The organism is Pseudomonas sp. QLc11A (assembly GCF_052112305.1).
Taxonomy (GTDB): Bacteria; Pseudomonadota; Gammaproteobacteria; order Pseudomonadales; family Pseudomonadaceae; genus Aquipseudomonas; species Aquipseudomonas laurylsulfatiphila.
On sequence record NZ_JAVAJJ010000007.1, the window covers coordinates 1 to 15,940 of the forward strand.

General features: G+C 58.3%; 10 protein-coding genes. 6 read left to right on the plus strand and 4 right to left on the minus strand.

Annotated features, from left to right (window positions below):
- Positions 1-118 precede the first annotated feature (118 nt).
- The 6 genes from Q8X48_RS12075 to Q8X48_RS12100 all read left to right on the plus strand — a co-directional run bounded on the left by Q8X48_RS12075 (position 119) and on the right by Q8X48_RS12100 (position 9,902).
- Positions 119-1,282 carry a thiolase C-terminal domain-containing protein gene (locus tag Q8X48_RS12075; protein ID WP_407800165.1) on the plus strand — a complete coding sequence of 388 codons (1,164 nt, stop codon included), beginning with the start codon at positions 119-121 and terminating at the stop codon, positions 1,280-1,282.
- A 68-nt stretch (positions 1,283-1,350) separates the two neighbouring features.
- On the plus strand, positions 1,351-3,162 hold the full coding sequence (locus tag Q8X48_RS12080; RefSeq protein WP_407800166.1) for a DUF1302 domain-containing protein: 1,812 nt from the start codon (positions 1,351-1,353) through the stop codon (positions 3,160-3,162).
- Between the two features lie 33 nt (positions 3,163-3,195).
- Entirely contained in the window at positions 3,196-4,557 is a 1,362-nt protein-coding gene (locus Q8X48_RS12085) for a DUF1329 domain-containing protein (protein WP_407800167.1), read from the plus strand.
- 77 nt (positions 4,558-4,634) lie between these two features.
- Positions 4,635-5,699: a WD40/YVTN/BNR-like repeat-containing protein gene (locus tag Q8X48_RS12090; RefSeq protein ID WP_407800375.1), complete on the plus strand. Its 1,065-nt coding sequence runs from the start codon at positions 4,635-4,637 to the stop codon at positions 5,697-5,699.
- Positions 5,700-5,735: 36 nt separating this feature from the next.
- On the plus strand, positions 5,736-8,171 hold the full coding sequence (locus Q8X48_RS12095; RefSeq protein WP_407800168.1) for an efflux RND transporter permease subunit: 2,436 nt from the start codon (positions 5,736-5,738) through the stop codon (positions 8,169-8,171).
- 96 nt (positions 8,172-8,267) lie between these two features.
- Positions 8,268-9,902, plus strand: a complete 1,635-nt coding sequence (locus tag Q8X48_RS12100; protein WP_407800169.1) for a 3-(methylthio)propionyl-CoA ligase — start codon at positions 8,268-8,270, stop codon at positions 9,900-9,902.
- Between the two features lie 4 nt (positions 9,903-9,906).
- Here Q8X48_RS12100 and Q8X48_RS12105 read toward each other — a convergent pair whose 3' ends face one another.
- The 4 genes from Q8X48_RS12105 to Q8X48_RS12120 all read right to left on the minus strand — a co-directional run bounded on the left by Q8X48_RS12105 (position 9,907) and on the right by Q8X48_RS12120 (position 15,869).
- Complete coding sequence (locus tag Q8X48_RS12105; protein WP_407800170.1) at positions 9,907-11,175, minus strand: anaerobic sulfatase maturase; 1,269 nt, start codon at positions 11,173-11,175, stop codon at positions 9,907-9,909.
- Positions 11,176-11,233: 58 nt separating this feature from the next.
- Positions 11,234-13,597 (minus strand): arylsulfatase, encoded by a 2,364-nt coding sequence (locus Q8X48_RS12110; protein ID WP_407800171.1) that lies wholly within the window; start codon positions 13,595-13,597, stop codon positions 11,234-11,236.
- Between the two features lie 79 nt (positions 13,598-13,676).
- Positions 13,677-14,153 carry a 2,4'-dihydroxyacetophenone dioxygenase family protein gene (locus Q8X48_RS12115; protein ID WP_407800172.1) on the minus strand — a complete coding sequence of 159 codons (477 nt, stop codon included), beginning with the start codon at positions 14,151-14,153 and terminating at the stop codon, positions 13,677-13,679.
- A 291-nt stretch (positions 14,154-14,444) separates the two neighbouring features.
- The gene (locus Q8X48_RS12120; protein WP_407800173.1) at positions 14,445-15,869 is read right to left on the minus strand and encodes a DUF1254 domain-containing protein; all 1,425 of its coding nucleotides are present in this window, start codon (positions 15,867-15,869) and stop codon (positions 14,445-14,447) included.
- Between the last annotated feature and the right edge of the window lie 71 nt (positions 15,870-15,940).

Genomic DNA, 15,940 nt, shown 5'->3' on the forward strand with positions numbered 1-15,940 from the left:
CCCCCCCACACATCCGATTTCCAATCGCCCCCCCAGTCAATGGGGGGGTACGCTTTTCGACTTCGCAATAGTCTGACCCCACAAAAGCGCCAACGTATCGGTGAGTGGGAGCAGGTTTATGTCAGTAAAAGTGCTGATCGCCGGTGCAGCAATGGTGCCGTTTCTACCACTGGGTGGCTCTGACAGTCATGCGGCGTTGGCGGGGCAAGCCATTCGTGCAGCGCTGTCCGACGCGCGGATCGACTATGATCTGGTCGACCAGGTGTTTACTTCCTGCGTACACGGAGAGGCCGGTATCGCCGAGCAAATGTTGTCGCAGATTGGCTACTCGGGGGTGCCGATTTTCAGCCTCGGCGATGGCTGTGCGTCGGCCAGTAGTGCTTTCCAGTTGGCCCGCAACAGCCTGCTGTGCGGCCAGGCTGAATGTGTCCTGTTGGTGGGTGTCGAGTGCATGCCGGCACGCATTTCCAATCGTGAGTTTTTCGGTTTGAAAGATCACGCTAACGATGAGTCGGCAACGGTCAGGCTGGATGAAAACCCCATCGGCTTTATCGAGCGTCGACAACAACCGGCGCTGCTGTTCGCTGCCCAAACCCGCTGGTTATTGACACGCATGGGCATTGCTCAAAGCAGCTTCGATCAAGTGCTTGAGCGGGCACGGGCCCAGGCTGGGCGCAATCCCTATGCCGTATTGAACCGCATGCCGGATCGCGACGGCGGGCTCCCGCCTTATCTGTGTCCGCCCGCCTGCGGTGCGGCGGCCATCCTGCTCTGTACCCCGGCCTTCGCCCTGCGCTTCGGCGCTCGGGCGGACGTCACCGTGCTGGCCAGTGTCAGGGGCAGTGACTGTGCTTCAGAGCAGGAATCGGGTTGCGTGCTGGATGTGCTCGGGCAGGCGACCACCCGGCGAGTCGCACAACTGGCCTATCAGCAGGCGGGCCTCGGTGCGGAAGACATCGACGTGGTTGAACTGCACGACCAAAGCGTCGGCGACTTCATGGTCAATAGCGCTGCGCTGGGCTTTTGCCGGGATGACGAGATCGATCGATTTGTGCAGCAAGGACACCGCCTGAAAGGACAGATGAATGCGGTGTGCCCATCGGGTGGCTTGCTGGGACGTGGTCACGCCCCGGGTGCCACCGGGTTGGCGCAACTGGTCGAGTTGGTCTGGCAACTGCGCGACATGGCCGACGGCAGGCAAATTGCTGGTGCCCGCACGGCTTTACAACATAGCACCGCCCTGGGCAGGGCGGTGTCGGTCACCCTTTTGCAGCGCACCTGAGAGGAGGCTCATTACGCCGTGATTCAACCCATGACTTTTCGTAAACCATAGAGCAGGTGGCAAGCTAGATGAACAAGAATAATAAGATCTGCCATGCAAACCTTCGCAAAGGGTTGTTGGCCTCCGCCATTCTCACCGGCCTGGGCATCGCACCCGTGGGGGCTGTAGAGATCAACACGGGGAATGAAGACTTTGCGGTTCGTTTCGACAACACGCTGAAGTTCAACTACGCCCAGCGCGTGGAAGCCCCCAACAGTAAGTTGGTCAATTCGTGGAACAACAATGACGGGGATCGCAACTTCTCCTCCGGCAGTCCCGTTTCCCAACGACTGGATGTGTTGTCCGAACTGGATGTGGTTTACAAAGAAAAAGTCGGTTTCCGGGTCAGCGCCAACACCTGGTACGACCACGCCTACGACGATATTGGCAGCGATAACGCCTCGACCAATCAGCTCAACAACGGTAAGCCGGACTCTCGTCATCAAAGCGGTTACGCCGATCGGTATTACAACGGTCCTTCTTCGGAAATCCTTGATGCCTTCGTGTTTGGCAGCACTGAAGTCGGCGATGAATCACTGCTCAGCGGCAAGCTCGGCAAGCACACCGTTTACTGGGGCGAAAGCATCCTCGCCTTTGCCCATGGCAACAGTTATGGCCAGTCCGGTCTGGATATTTCCAAGTCGCTGGCGGTCCCGGGAACAGAAGCCAAAGAACTGTTCATTCCGCGTAATCAGTTGTCCACCAGCTTAACGGTCAGCCCGGAACTGACCCTCGCCGCGCAGTACTTCCTGGACTGGGACGCCGCGCGGTTGCCGGAGTCGGGCACTTATCTGGGGTTCAACGACGGCATTCAGAATGGCGGGCACAACCTGTCGTTGATCGGCGGCCAAAACCCTCTGTTCGGCATACCTGGCCCACTGGGTGCCAACCAGTTTTTACGGCTGACCAACGGGCATACGTTCACCCCGGACAATCAAGGTGACTTCGGCCTGATGGCCAAGTGGAGCCCGGAATGGCTGCAGGGTACGCTGGGTTTCTACTACCGAAAAACCTCCGACATTCTGCCCAACCTGGTGTTGCAGCCAACGGCGGTCGGCCCTGCACAACTGATCTCCGGCAATGCCGGCAGCTACAACCAGTTCTATGTCGACGACATCGATATCTACGGCATCAGCCTGTCGAAAAGCATCGAAGGTGTCAGCGTCGGTCTCGACCTGAACTATCGCCACAACATGCCGCTGGCCAGCGTGCCGGCAACAGTCAATCCGGCGGCCGGTGCTGCCGGTTTGCCAGGCTTCATCAGCAGCTTTGATGGTGACAACGGCGTGGCCCGAGGCAACACCGTGCACGCGGTGCTCAACGGCTTGACCACGTTCGGTGCGACACCGGTCTGGGACAGCTCGACCTTGCTGGTTGAACTCGCCTACAGCCGCTGGCTGGACGTCACCGAGAACAAGCAGCTATTCAAAGGCGAAGACTGGTATCGCGGTGTCGACAATGTCACCAAGGACAACTACGTCCTGGGCGTCAACTTCAACCCGACCTGGTATCAGGTGTTCCCCGGCATCGATATGTACCTGCCGGCCAACTACAGCGTCGGCCTTGCGGGCAACTCGTCGGTTCAGCTCGGGGGTAACAAGGACTCCGGCAGCTACTCGGTCGGTGTAGGCATGGACGTGCACAACCAGTACCGGTTTGACCTGAAGTACGTGGACAACTTTGGTCCATTCGACACCTGCGGGGCACAGGGCCAGGGCGCCGCACCGGGGGCCAACGGCCAATACAACTGCGTACCGGGGCAGACCACTGCTTTCGGCGGTACTCAGCCTCAGCTCAAGGATCGGGGCATGGTCACTTTTACCTTCAAAACGACCATTTGATCGAAGTCTTTGCTTGATAGCAGGAGTCACTCCATGAAGTTCGTCAATACGCTTTTGTCCACTGCCTTGACCGTTGCCATCGCGGGTGCGGCACACGCAGCCGTGTCCCCTGATGAAGCAGCCAAACTCGGCAACAGCCTGACAGGCGTCGGCGCTGAAAAGGCCGGCAATGCCGACAACACCATTCCGTCCTACACCGGCGGTCTCACCACGGCGCCGGCCAGTTTTCAACCGGGTAGTTCGTTCCGTCCGGACCCTTTCGAGGCCGACAAGCCACGCGTCGTCGTCGATGGCAACAACCTAAGTCAATACACCGACAAATTGACCGCGACCACGCAAGAACTGCTCAAGCGTTACCCCACGTACCGGGTCGATGTGTTTCCGACCCATCGCAGCGTTGCGCTGCCTCAACGGTTGTTGGATAACACCGCAAAAAATGCCGTCGGCACTAAAACACTCGAAGGCGGGCTAGCACTGGAAAATGCATTGCCGGGCGTTCCGTTCCCGATCCCGAAAGATGGCTATGAGGCCATGTGGAACCACCTGCTGCGTTATCAGGGTTATGCCACCAATATCAAATATGACTCCTGGAACGTCGACAGTTCCGGGAGGGCAATTCTGGCCACGACCGGTAATGGCTATCTGGAGTACCCGCTGTACGATCCCAAGCGTACGGAACCGGCGAAAGAGACGGATCTGTTTTTCAAGACCAAACTTTATTACCAGGCCCCGGCCCGTCGCGCAGGCGAAGCCATCCTGGTGCAGGATGCCGTCAACCCTCTGAAAATGGAGCGTCGTGGCTGGCAATACCTGCCAGGTCAGCGCCGCGTGAAACTCGCACCGGATATCGCCTACGACACGCCAAACCCTGGCTCGGCCGGTGCTTCGACCTATGACGATGCCTGGGTATTCAACGGCGCAATGGACCGTTACGACTTCAAACTCGTCGGCAAGAAGGAAATGATCGTTCCTTACAACACGTACAAGTTGAACTATCACAAGGTCGCTGCGGATATCACTACGCCGCATCACGTCAATCCGGACCTGATGCGCTGGGAGTTGCACCGCGTGTGGGTGGTCGAAGCCACGCTGAAACCCGGCAAACGCCACATCTACAGCAAGCGCACTTTCTATCTCGACGAAGACAGCTGGATCGCCCTGGCTTCGGATGAATATGACGCCAGCGGCAAGCTGTACCGCGGGTCCTTTGCACACATGGCATACAGCTATGACGTGCAGGCGCCGAATTCCGATAACCACATGATTTATGACCTGGTCTCTGGCAGCTACAACATCACCGGTATCTACGGCCCGTACGGCGGCGTCAAGTACATCGACCCGCTTTCGAAAGCGCAGTGGGCACCTGAGTCATTGGCCGGCACGGGTATTCGCTGAGCCATAACGCAGGTGTTTTTTTGTCGCCGACAGTGTGTACCGCACTGTTCGGCGGCTTTTTTTGCCGAGTAGACTTTATGAATACATTCAGATGGATTGCGCTCACCGCGCTAATTTTGGCGTTGGCTGCCCCATTCACCAGATCCGTCGTCGCCGCTGACTTTGTCGACGTACTGTCGAGCCCCGCGATTCAGAGTGACAAGGCGATTGGCGGGGTGTTCACCGGGTTGACCCGTGCAGGTCAGCGCCTGGTCGCCGTGGGTCAACGCGGCCATATTTTTTATTCCGATGACAACGGCGTCCGCTGGCACCAGGCAGAAGTACCGGTGAGTTCCGATCTGGTGGCCGTGCATTTTCCGAGCCCGACGCAGGGGTGGGCGGTCGGGCACGACGGCATTGTGTTGCACAGCGGCAACAGTGGTGAAACCTGGAAGCGTCAGCTCGATGGCCGTCAGGTGGGGCAGATCATGCTCGAACATTTTCAGCGGCAAGAAGGGCAACAGCCCAATGATGCGTTATTGGCTGAGGCTCAACGAATGGTCGATGAAGGGGCTGACAAACCTTTTCTGGACGTTTGGTTCGCGAATGATAAAACCGGATACATCGTCGGCGCGTTCAATCTGATTTTCCGCACTGAAGACGGCGGCCGGAGCTGGGTTCTGTTGATGGATCGCACCGACAATCCGGGAGCACTGAATTTCTACGGGATACGAGCAATCGGCGATGACCTGTTCATTGTCGGCGAGCAAGGCCTGGTATTGAAACTGGACCCGGCAACGCAACGCTTTATCAATATCCCGACGCCCTACAGCGGCAGCTATTTCGGCATCACCGGCAAGCCGGGCTCGGTGCTCGTTTATGGCCTGCGTGGCAATGTTTATCGCAGCGTCGATCACGGCGCGAACTGGGACAAGGTTGAGCTGGGTCTGTCCTCAAGCATCACCGCGAGCACGATCACCGCCGACGGCCGAATCATCTTGGTCAGCCAGGCCGGGCATGTGCTTGTCAGCACCGACGACGGCGCCAGTTTCACGCTAAAGCCACAAGACCGCTTGGGGCCCGCCGCTGCGGCGCAGGCCATCGCATCAGGCGTCGTGGTGGTCGCAGGCGCACGGGGCTTGCGCCAGTTGCCCTTCGAATGAGCCCACCCCACATAATAAAAAGAGACGAGCCACTTCATGGGTAACTACAACCTCGATACGATGCCGGTGATCCGAGAGCTGAAGGGCTTCGATGCACGCTCCGGCAATGTCCTTGAACGCCTGATTTTCAATAATCGCCTGCTGGTGGTGCTGAGCTGCCTGATCGTGACGGTATTGCTGAGCTATTTCGCGGCCACTGGGCTGACGCTCAATGCCAGCTTCGAAAAGATGATTCCGCAGAGTCAGTCGTACATCAAAAACTACCTTGAGAATCGCCAGTCGTTACGCGGGCTGGGCAATACGGTTCGGGTGGTGGTGGAAAACACCGACGGCGACATCTACGACCCGAAATACCTGGAGGTGCTCAAGCAGGTCAATGACACCTTGTTCCTGACCCCGGGCGTGGACCGGGCCTGGATAAAGTCATTGTGGACACCTGCCGTGCGCTGGACCGAGGTCACGGAGGAGGGCTTCCGTGGTGGTCCGGTCATGCCGGACTCCTACGATGGCTCGGCCAGTGGGGTCGAGCAACTGCGCTTGAACATTGCCCGTTCCGGGATCATCGGCAGTCTCGTCGGCAATAATTTCAAATCGAGCATGATTGTGGTGCCGCTGCTGGAGAAGGATCCGGTCACGGACGCCGCAATCGACTATCACCATTTTTCGCGGATGCTTGAAGAGCAGTTACGCAACAAGTTTGAGTTCGCCGACAGCAGCGCGGTACACGTTGCCGGTGAAGAGGGCAAAGGCCCAATCAAGATCCGCGTGATTGGTTTCGCCAAATTGGTGGGCGATCTGATCGATGGCCTGATGCTGATCATGATGTATTTCGGCGCCGCAGCGCTGATTGCCACTGCCATCATCTTTGGCTTTACCCGTTGTGTGCGCAGCACCGCTCTGGTGATCCTGTGCTCGGTGGTTGCGGTGGTCTGGCAACTGGGCCTGATCACCTTGTTCGGTTACGTACTCGACCCGTTTTCGATTCTGGTGCCGTTTCTGGTATTCGCCATCGGCGTGTCTCACGGTGCGCAGAAAATGAACGGGATCATGCAGGACGTCGGACGCGGCACTCATCAGTTGGTCGCCGCGCGTTACACCTTCCGTCGTCTGTTCCTGGCCGGACTGACCGCATTGCTGGCCGATGCCGTGGGTTTTGCAGTGCTGATGCTGATCGACATTCCTGTGATCCAGGACCTGGCCGTCACCGCGAGCATTGGTGTGGCGGTTTTGATCTTTACCAACCTGGTGTTGCTGCCAGTGCTGCTGTCTTATTGGGGTGTCAGTCCCAAGGCGGCGGCGCGCAGCTTGCGTCAGGAAAGTCAGGAGCTGAGAGGGAAAGGGCTGGGCAATGTGTGGAGCCTGCTTGACCGCTTTACCGAGCGTCGTTGGGCAACGGTGGCGGTGGTGGTGGCCGGGTTGCTGGTGGTAGGTGGCTTCATGGTCAGCACGCATTTGAAGATTGGTGATCTTGATCCGGGCGCACCCGAGCTGCGCGCCGACTCACGTTACAACCGCGACAACGCCTACATCACTGCCAACTATTCGCTGTCCAGCGACCAGTTTGCGGTCATGGTCAAAACCGCCAGCGAAGGTTGCCTGAAGTACGAAACCCTGGTGGAAGCCGATCGTCTTGGCTGGCTGTTGCAACAGCAACCGGGCGTGCAGACGACCGTGTCGCTGGTCAACGCTGTGCGCCAGATCACGGCGGGTTCCTATGAGGGCAACCCAAAAATGCTGACCGTCGCGCGCAACCAGAACGTGCTGAATTACGGCGCGCAACAGGCCTCGGTGAACAACCCGGAACTGTTCGACAGTGATTGTTCGATGATGCCGGTGATCGCTTATCTCTCCGACCACAAGGCCGAAACCCTCGATCACGTGGTGAAAGTGGCCGATCAGTTCGCCCGTGAACACAGCAACGATGATCGGCAGTTCATGCTCGCCGCCGGTAGCGCCGGGATCGAAGCGGCGACCAATATCGTCGTGCGCGACGCCAATCGCACCATGTTGTTCTACGTGTATGGCGCGGTGATCGTGCTGTGCTTCATCACCTTCCGCAGCTGGCGAGCGGTGGTGGTGGCGGTCGTGCCGTTGATGCTGACGTCGATTCTCTGCGAGGCATTGATGGTCTGGCTGGGCATGGGCGTGAAGGTCGCGACCTTGCCGGTGATTGCCTTGGGTGTTGGCATCGGTGTCGATTACGCGCTGTACCTGCTCAGCGTTCAGTTGGCTCAGCAGCGTGCCGGTCTGTCGTTGACCGAAGCCTACAAAAACTCCGTTGCGTTCACCGGCAAAGTGGTGGCGCTGGTTGGCATCACCCTGGCGGCGGGCGTCATCACCTGGGCCTGGTCGCCGATCAAGTTCCAGGCCGACATGGGCATCCTGCTCACCTTCATGTTCATCTGGAACATGGTCGGCGCCTTGGTGCTGATCCCGGCACTGTCGCATTTCCTGCTCCGTCGCGCTCCTTGAAATGGTTGCTTGCATGATTTATCCGCTCGGCTACCTGTGAGTCTCTGCCGCTTCTGAAACATCGACATCAAACAAGAATAAAAGGAACACAAAACCATGCTGGGCTTGATGCAAGATCAACCGCTGTTGATTTCTTCCGTTCTGGAACATGCGCTGAAGGCGCATCCGCACACCGAAATTGCCTCACGCATGGCAGATGGATCGGTGCATCACTGCACTTACGCCGACATCGGCGAACGCGCTAAACAAGTGGCCAATGCGCTGGTTGCGTTGGGTGTACAACCCGGCGACAGAATCGGCACCCTGGCCTGGAACGGTTACCGGCACATGGAATTGTATTTCGGTGTGTCGGGCATGGGCGCGGTACTGCATACGATCAACCCGCGGCTGTTCGCCGAGCAGATCGAATTCATCGCCAACCACGCCGAGGATCAGTACCTGCTTTTCGACCTGTCGTTCGCTGAGTTGGTCGAGCAGATCGCGCCGCGCCTGAAGACAGTCAAAGCGTTCATCGCTCTGTGTGAGCGGGAGCAAATGCCGGCAATCAATGTGCCTGGTTTGATGTGCTACGAAGACCTGATCGCCGGGCACAGCAACGACTTCATCTGGCCTGAGTTCGATGAGCGCACGGCATCGTCAATGTGCTACACATCGGGTACCACTGGCAATCCAAAGGGTGTGCTGTATTCGCACCGTTCTTCGATCCTGCATTCGCTGGCGCTGTGTACCTCGGATGGCTTCGGTCTATCGGCGGCGGATTCAGCGTTGTTGGTTGTGCCGATGTTCCACGTCAATGCCTGGGGAATGCCGTATGCCGCCGCAATGTGTGGCGCAAAATTGGTGTTGCCGGGCGCCGCACTTGACGGCGAGAGCCTCTACACGCTGATGCGAGATGAACAGGTGACCCTGGCGCTGGGTGTGCCGACGGTGTGGATGATGTTGCAACAGCATGTCGAGACACAGGCTTTGCAACCCGCGACAGAGCTGTGCCTGAACCGGGTGGTGATCGGCGGAGCCGCCGCGCCGCGCAGCCAGGTCGATACGTTTGAAACCCGTTTCAATGCGCGTGTTTTGCATGCCTGGGGGATGACCGAGATGTCCCCGCTGGGCACCATCTGCAATCCGCTGCCCAAACACCGTGATGCTCCGCTGGAAGCAGTGCTCGACTTGCAGGCCAAACAAGGGCGGGCGTTGTTTGGGGTGTCGATGAAGATTGTCGATGAGCAAGGCGCTGAACTACCGCGAGACGGCAAGGCAAGCGGTCTTCTACTGGTCAAGGGACCATGGATCGCCAGCCAGTATTACGGCGGCGAGGGAGGGCAGATTCTTGATAGCGAGGGCTGGCTCGATACCGGTGACATCGCAACGATCGACACTGACGGCTACATGCAGATCACCGACCGCGCCAAGGACGTTATCAAGTCGGGTGGCGAGTGGATTTCCTCGATTGATCTGGAAAACGCTGCCGTCAGTCATCCGGCCGTCGCCGAAGCGGCGGTGATTGGCATCCCTCATCCCAAATGGCAGGAACGGCCGTTGTTGGTGGTGGTGCTCAAACCTGGTAGAACCGCGAGCAAAGACGATCTGCTGACGGTGCTGCAAAGCCGCGTGGCGAAGTGGTGGCTGCCGGACGATGTGGCCTTCGTCGAAGCGCTGCCGCATACCGCCACCGGCAAATTGCAAAAGATGAAGCTACGCGAACAGTTTCGCGACTTCAGATTTCAGAGCTAAAAGGCTATTTATCCAGTGGCACGATCAGCGGGCCGGCGAAGGCCTGCATGATCAACGCCACGGGTTGCTGGTGGCTGACCAGTTGGGCCATGGCGTTCATGTAGGGCGTCAGGTGACGAAAGTATTTCTTGTAGCTCGGACACAGGTAGTTCAGGCCCGGCTCGCCGTTGGGCGCGTTCATGAAGCGGTTTTTCGGGCATTCGCCATGGCAGGCGAAGCGGTAATCGCACTGCTGGCAATACGTCGGCAGTGTCTCTTCCTTGGCGGCGCCAAAGGCTTGTTGCGCAGCAGAGGCGAGTAGCACGGCAGGATCATCGGTCTTCAGGTTGCCCAGCAAATACTCGGGATACATGTAGTGATCGCAGGAGTAGACGTTGCCGTCGTGCTCCACGATCGCCGCTTTGCCGCAGCGCGGGCTGAACAGGCACACCGAGGCCGGCAGCTGGCACCATGAGGCCAGTGCCCATTCGAAGTTCATGACATGAACCTCGCCGACATCCTGGCGCACCCACTCGTCAAAAATCGTGATGAGAAAATCGCCATAGGCCTCGGGGCCAACCGTTTGCTCCGTCACCCTCGCGGGCTCCGGCACCTCGTGCAAGCGCAATTCCGGCGGGATAGCGAAATGCAGACCCAGACTGACCTGTGAGGCGCTGGGCTCGCGTTCCACCACGGGGTTGAACTGAATATGACGAACGCCCGCAGACTTGAGGAATCGATAGATTTCCAAGGGAAATCTGGCGACATCGCGCGCCACGGTAACCAGCACATTGAAGTCGACGCCATGCTGCTTGAGCAGTTCCAGACCGTGCATCACGTCATCGAAACTGGAGTGTCCGCGCTTGTCGGGGCGATAGAGGTCGTGGACGAATCGCGGGCCATCGAGGCTGATCCCCACCATGAAGCGTTCACGGGCGAGGAATGCGCACCAGTCGTCACTGAGTAACGTGCCATTGGTCTGCAACGTGTTGCGAATGACTTTGTTCCCCGCGAACTGGCGTTGATACAGGACCGCGCGCTGGAAAAAATCCAGCCCCAGCAACGTCGGTTCACCGCCTTGCCATGTAAATTCGACCTCAGGCGTGGGCTGGGCCTCAATGTAGCGCTGCACATACAGACGCAGCACCTCGTCGGTCATGCTGAAGCGTTCCCTGGGCGGGTAAAGCTGTTCTTTTTCGAGATAGAAACAGTAACTGCAATCGAGGTTGCAGATCGGCCCGACGGGTTTGGCCATGAGATGCAAGCCCTGGGGCGGGGTTTCGTGGGTAGGCATGGGGGCAGGGTCCGGGAGTCATCAATCTGCCGCCCGGTTGTCCGGGCGGCATTGAGGGTCAAGGCAAATACGTCACGTGTACATCCTTGACCTTGCCATTGAATGCGAAGGGCGCACGCTCGAAATAGTCCAGGGTGACGGGGGAACCGAGGTCTTCAGCCACGTCGAAGGTTTCGCTGGCGGTGAATGTCAGTGCTGGAGTAAACGGCGTCACCCCTTTGGCGGCTTCCTGCCCGTCAAGTCGCAAGCTCAGGCTGGCCGGTCCTCCGAGCTTGGCTGACGACAGGGTCGTCAGCACTTCGATACTGACTTTGCCTGCGGGTACTCGTTCGGTCGAACGCAGTTTGACTCGAGATATAGCCAGCGCGTTGTACTCGTAGATCAGGAAACCGTCATCCATGTACAGGCTGACCCCACCACCGATACCGCCCAAGGCATACAACACGCCGGTGGCGTTAGCTGGAACGTCGGCGTCGACGACAACTTTGCTGTTCTGATTGCGCAGGTTGGGGGCAGCAAATTCCGGAAAGCGATGGACGCGATCACTGAAATGCCATTCGCGTTGGCCGCTGGAGATTCGTGCAGTCGGATCGAGGAAGGGGTAGAGACCGGCACCAATCGGAAAGACATGGTTCGCCTTGGCCTGCACGTCAAACTCTGCCTTCAGCTCTGCAAGCTTTTGCGGATTGCTCGCGGCTACATCCTTGGCCTGGGAGTAATCGTCTTGCAGGTTGTAGAGCGACCATTGATCATTCGCCGGATTCCAGCCCATGAACTGCGCGAAGCCTTGCACCCAGGGTTTGCGCGGGCCAAAAACCGAAGCCATCCAGCCATCCTTGTAGATGCCGCGACTGCCTAAGACTTCGAAGTATTGCGCCGGTTTTTTCGACTTCACCTGAGGGTCATTGAAGGTGTAGCGCAGGCTGACGCCATCCATTGGGTCCTGAGCGATACCGTTGACCTCTTTGGGTGGCGTGATCGACAGCACGTCGTAGACCGTCGGGGCAATGTCGTTAACATGGTGAAATTGTCCGCGAACTCTGGCGTCGGCCTTGATTTGTTTCGGCCAGGAAACGGCCAGCGGCGTGCGCGTACCGCCGAAGTAGCCGGCGACAAGTTTAGTGCCTACGAATGGCCCTGATCCTGCCCAGGCCCACGCGGCGTTGTACATGCTTTCAAGTTTGGGACCGCCGAGCGCGGACAAGCCGCCATACATCTCGTCGAGGACTTTCAACTGCTGCTCTTTGGGAACTGGAATCCCGTTTTGGGCCAGCAACTCATTAATCGTGCCCTCCATCCCCTCGGAAGAAGCGCCGTTGTCACTGAAGACATAAAAGATCAGTGTGTTGTCGCGCTTACCTTCACGCTCCAGTTCGTCGAGGATCTTGCCAGCCTGCGTGTCGGCATGTTCCAGGAAGCCGGCATACACCTCCATCAACCGAGCCTGATACTGTTTCTGTTCGGAAGACAAGCTGTCCCAGGCTGGGAGTTCCGCCGGGCGTGGGGTGAGGACGGCGTCCTGGGGGATAAAACCCAGCGCTTTCTGGCGAGCGAACGTCTGCTCACGATAGGCATCCCAGCCACCGTCGAACTTGCCTTTGTATTTATCGGCCCATTGCGCATTCACCTGGTGCGGGCCATGTACGGCACCCGGTGTCCAATACATGAAAAATGGTTTTTCCGGCGCGTAGGTCTGATGGTCTTGCAGCCAGTTTACGGCCTGATTGGCGAGATCTTCGCTGAGGTGATATTTCGGATCTCGCGCCGGTTCGATTGGCGTTGTGTCGCGGTACAGACGCGGTTCGTACTGAGAGGTTTCGCCGGCCAGGAAACCGTAGAAATGTTCAAAACCGTAGGCCGTCGGCCATGTATCGAAAGGACCGGCCGCCGTGGTGTCCAGGGGGGGCGTGTTATGCCATTTGCCGAACGCGGCGGTGCTGTAGCCATATTGCTTGAGCACCTCGGCCATGGTCACCGAGCTTTTGGGGATCTTGCCGGTGTAGCCTTCCCAATCGGTGGCCAGCTCTGCGATGACGCCGTTGCCAACTCGGTGATGGTTGCGTCCGGTGAGCAATGCGGCGCGAGTAGCGGAGCTGATGGCCGCGGTATGAAAAGCGTTGTAGCGCACACCACTGTCGGCGACTCGACTCAGGGTCGGCGTATGGACTGCGCCGCCGACGGTGTCGGACTGCGCGAAGCCGGCGTCATCGAGCATGATCACCAGAATATTGGGAGCCTCGGCAGGAAGCCGGGATTGCTGCTGACGTTTCTGGTGCTTCGATTCTTGCAGCGTCGGTTTGGCGTCACTGGCCGAAGGCGTCGGCGGGAAGGGCAGTGAGTCTTGTGCGGATGCGACCGAGCTGGCCAACAGTGCGCAGAGTTTCAGGGTGAAACGTCCGGCGGGTTGCAGCTTCTGGGACATGGGTGTCTCCGTTTTTTATTCATTGCAACGGCGCAGCCGCCCGGTCGAACACCGGACGGCCGAGAGATTGGAGGGCGGGTCAGACCGCAAAGCTGGTGATGTCTTTGGGCTCGATATCATTGGCTTTGCAGAACGCCAGGTAACGATCCACGCTGGATTTCCAGTTCTCAATGGCCACGACGTTGTTGTTATCGTCGTAATACAGCAGGTCGCCCTGGGTGATGTTCAAGGTGATCAGTTCATCGCCATATTCAGTCAGCACAATCGGTGTATGGCTGGAACCTGCGGTTTCGAACACCACGCCGCCCTGTGTCGAGATCCAGTCATGCTCCAGGTATTTCCAGCCGCCCTTGACGGTGTAAACGATGACCGTGCCGGAGTGATGGTGCTTGGGCAGGGAAGACCCGGCCGGTGCCTTGAGCAGGGTGATGGTTTCCCCGCGAACCGGGTCGCATTTGATGTATTTGATGAAGATTTCATCGCTGTAAGGTGCGAACGGAACCCACGGCAGGTCCTCGTCGTTGATGGAGGAGGTGTCGATGTTTTCATAAAACATGCTTGTTGTTCTCTGTTGGACGGTGGAAGGATTTACACGGTGCGTCAAGAGCATCGTGAACAGGCTGTGCTCACACCGCCCCCCTCTTGAGGAGGGGTATCCACCCACTTACGTTGAATCGCGGCACGCGCAGTACCGTGCAAATAACGCCCAAACAACAACCTATACGGTTTGCGGCCACCGCCGGCCTTCGGGTAATCACAGCGGACGGTCAAGGCCTCTGCGAAACCCTGACGCCCCGATTCAGCGGCGGCGCGCTAGCGCCGTCCGCTGCAAACGGTCGTTAGGTGCTCAATTGATTTTAACGATCGCAGGCGGGCTCCACGTGCCTTTGCCAGGTGGCAGGACGGAAGGGCTTTGCGTCTTCGGCCAATACAGGCGCATCACCATGTAGATCAGATCGTTCGGTGCGGGCAGCCAGTTGCTTTCCTTGTCCGCGCCGGGTGAGTCCTTCTGGACGTAGAGCGTCAACGAGCCGTCTGCATTCTTCTTCATGTCGGGCAGCATTGGCGAGTTGATGAGGTAGCGATTGATCGGGTTTTTAATCAGCAGTTGCGACTTGCCGTCGTACATGGTCACCGACCAGAAGGCATTGACCGGCGGAAGCTGTCCCGCAGGAAAGGTGATGGTGTAGTTGTGCTTGCTGCCGTCAAGCGGCGTACCATCGGACAGGACCTTGGCCATCGGATACGTGGCCTCTTCGGCGTCGTTGGCGTAGATGCCCGCTTGCGCGATGGCGGCACGCTTTAGCCAATCATCCTTGTAGAACGCCGCATCACCGCCGGAACTCACGATGTTCCAGCCATTGACCTGCGTGCCGAGATGATTGACCGCGTCCTGGACCTTCGCATGCCCAGCCTGCATGCCCTCAACCACTGCGGCCTTTTGCTCGGCGGACAGATCCTGGAAGTTGAAGTCCTTGCCGGCGCCAATGCCCAGGCGGGCCAGCTTCGCGCGGATCGCCGTTTCTTCCGGTGTAGCAGGGGCAAGCTGCATCACAACGCCCACATATTTGAAGAAATCGGTCTTCACCAGGTCCTTGTCGATCTTCGGCAAGTCGATCGCCGGCGCGGCAGGCGGCGCAGGCTGCTTGAGATAAGCCGATAACGGCCGCGCCGCATAACCGGACTGGATCTTCTCGACGTTTGGCATGTCCACCGGGTTGTAGAGCTGGGTGCGAAAGATCACGAAGGGCAGTTGTGTGCTGGAACGAAACACCTTCTTGATGCCTGGCGGGGTCACGCCCTTCCAGTCTGGGCCGACCAGCATGTAATCGCCGGCTTCGTTGCCAGTGGTACGGCTGCCGATGTAACCGAAGTTGTTGGTGCTGTTATCGATGAGCTGCACCGAGTAGTACCGCGATTTCTCCACCGTCGGTACCGAGAGCACGATCGGCTCGCTACGCAGGTCCATGAACATCAAGGAATACGGTGTGTCGCTGTTCGGCGAGACGATGGCCGTGTCCTTGTAGCTAAAGACTTTGTGCATGTTGTAAATGTGGTTGAACGGCGCCTTGTACTGGCTGGAACTTTTGTCCACGGCATACTCGTACATGGTCGCATAGTTCATCACGATGGGCAGACCGTAGATGTAGCCTTCCTCGGCGATGGCTTTCGTTTCGGCGGCAGTGATGTCCGCTGCCTGGGCGTGCGTAAGTCCAAAGGACGCGAGCAATGCCAGCGCACAGCCAAATGTTCTCGGGAGTGTGGTTATCATGAACTTGAAACTCCATTTTTCGTATTGGATGAGTGAGTCGGCCAGTTAACTGCAGGTCCGGTGATATTCTA

Bases quoted from the DNA above. Each gene is read 5' to 3' on its own strand.
- Q8X48_RS12095 (WP_407800168.1), top strand. From the start codon at position 5,736: ATGGGTAACTACAACCTCGATACGATGCCGGTGATCCGAGAGCTGAAG.
- Q8X48_RS12110 (WP_407800171.1), bottom strand. From the start codon at position 13,597: ATGTCCCAGAAGCTGCAACCCGCCGGACGTTTCACCCTGAAACTCTGC.
- Q8X48_RS12105 (WP_407800170.1), bottom strand. From the start codon at position 11,175: ATGCCTACCCACGAAACCCCGCCCCAGGGCTTGCATCTCATGGCCAAA.
- Q8X48_RS12090 (WP_407800375.1), top strand. From the start codon at position 4,635: ATGAATACATTCAGATGGATTGCGCTCACCGCGCTAATTTTGGCGTTG.
- Q8X48_RS12100 (WP_407800169.1), top strand. From the start codon at position 8,268: ATGCTGGGCTTGATGCAAGATCAACCGCTGTTGATTTCTTCCGTTCTG.
- Q8X48_RS12120 (WP_407800173.1), bottom strand. From the start codon at position 15,869: ATGATAACCACACTCCCGAGAACATTTGGCTGTGCGCTGGCATTGCTC.
- Q8X48_RS12080 (WP_407800166.1), top strand. From the start codon at position 1,351: ATGAACAAGAATAATAAGATCTGCCATGCAAACCTTCGCAAAGGGTTG.
- Q8X48_RS12085 (WP_407800167.1), top strand. From the start codon at position 3,196: ATGAAGTTCGTCAATACGCTTTTGTCCACTGCCTTGACCGTTGCCATC.
- Q8X48_RS12075 (WP_407800165.1), top strand. From the start codon at position 119: ATGTCAGTAAAAGTGCTGATCGCCGGTGCAGCAATGGTGCCGTTTCTA.
- Q8X48_RS12115 (WP_407800172.1), bottom strand. From the start codon at position 14,153: ATGTTTTATGAAAACATCGACACCTCCTCCATCAACGACGAGGACCTG.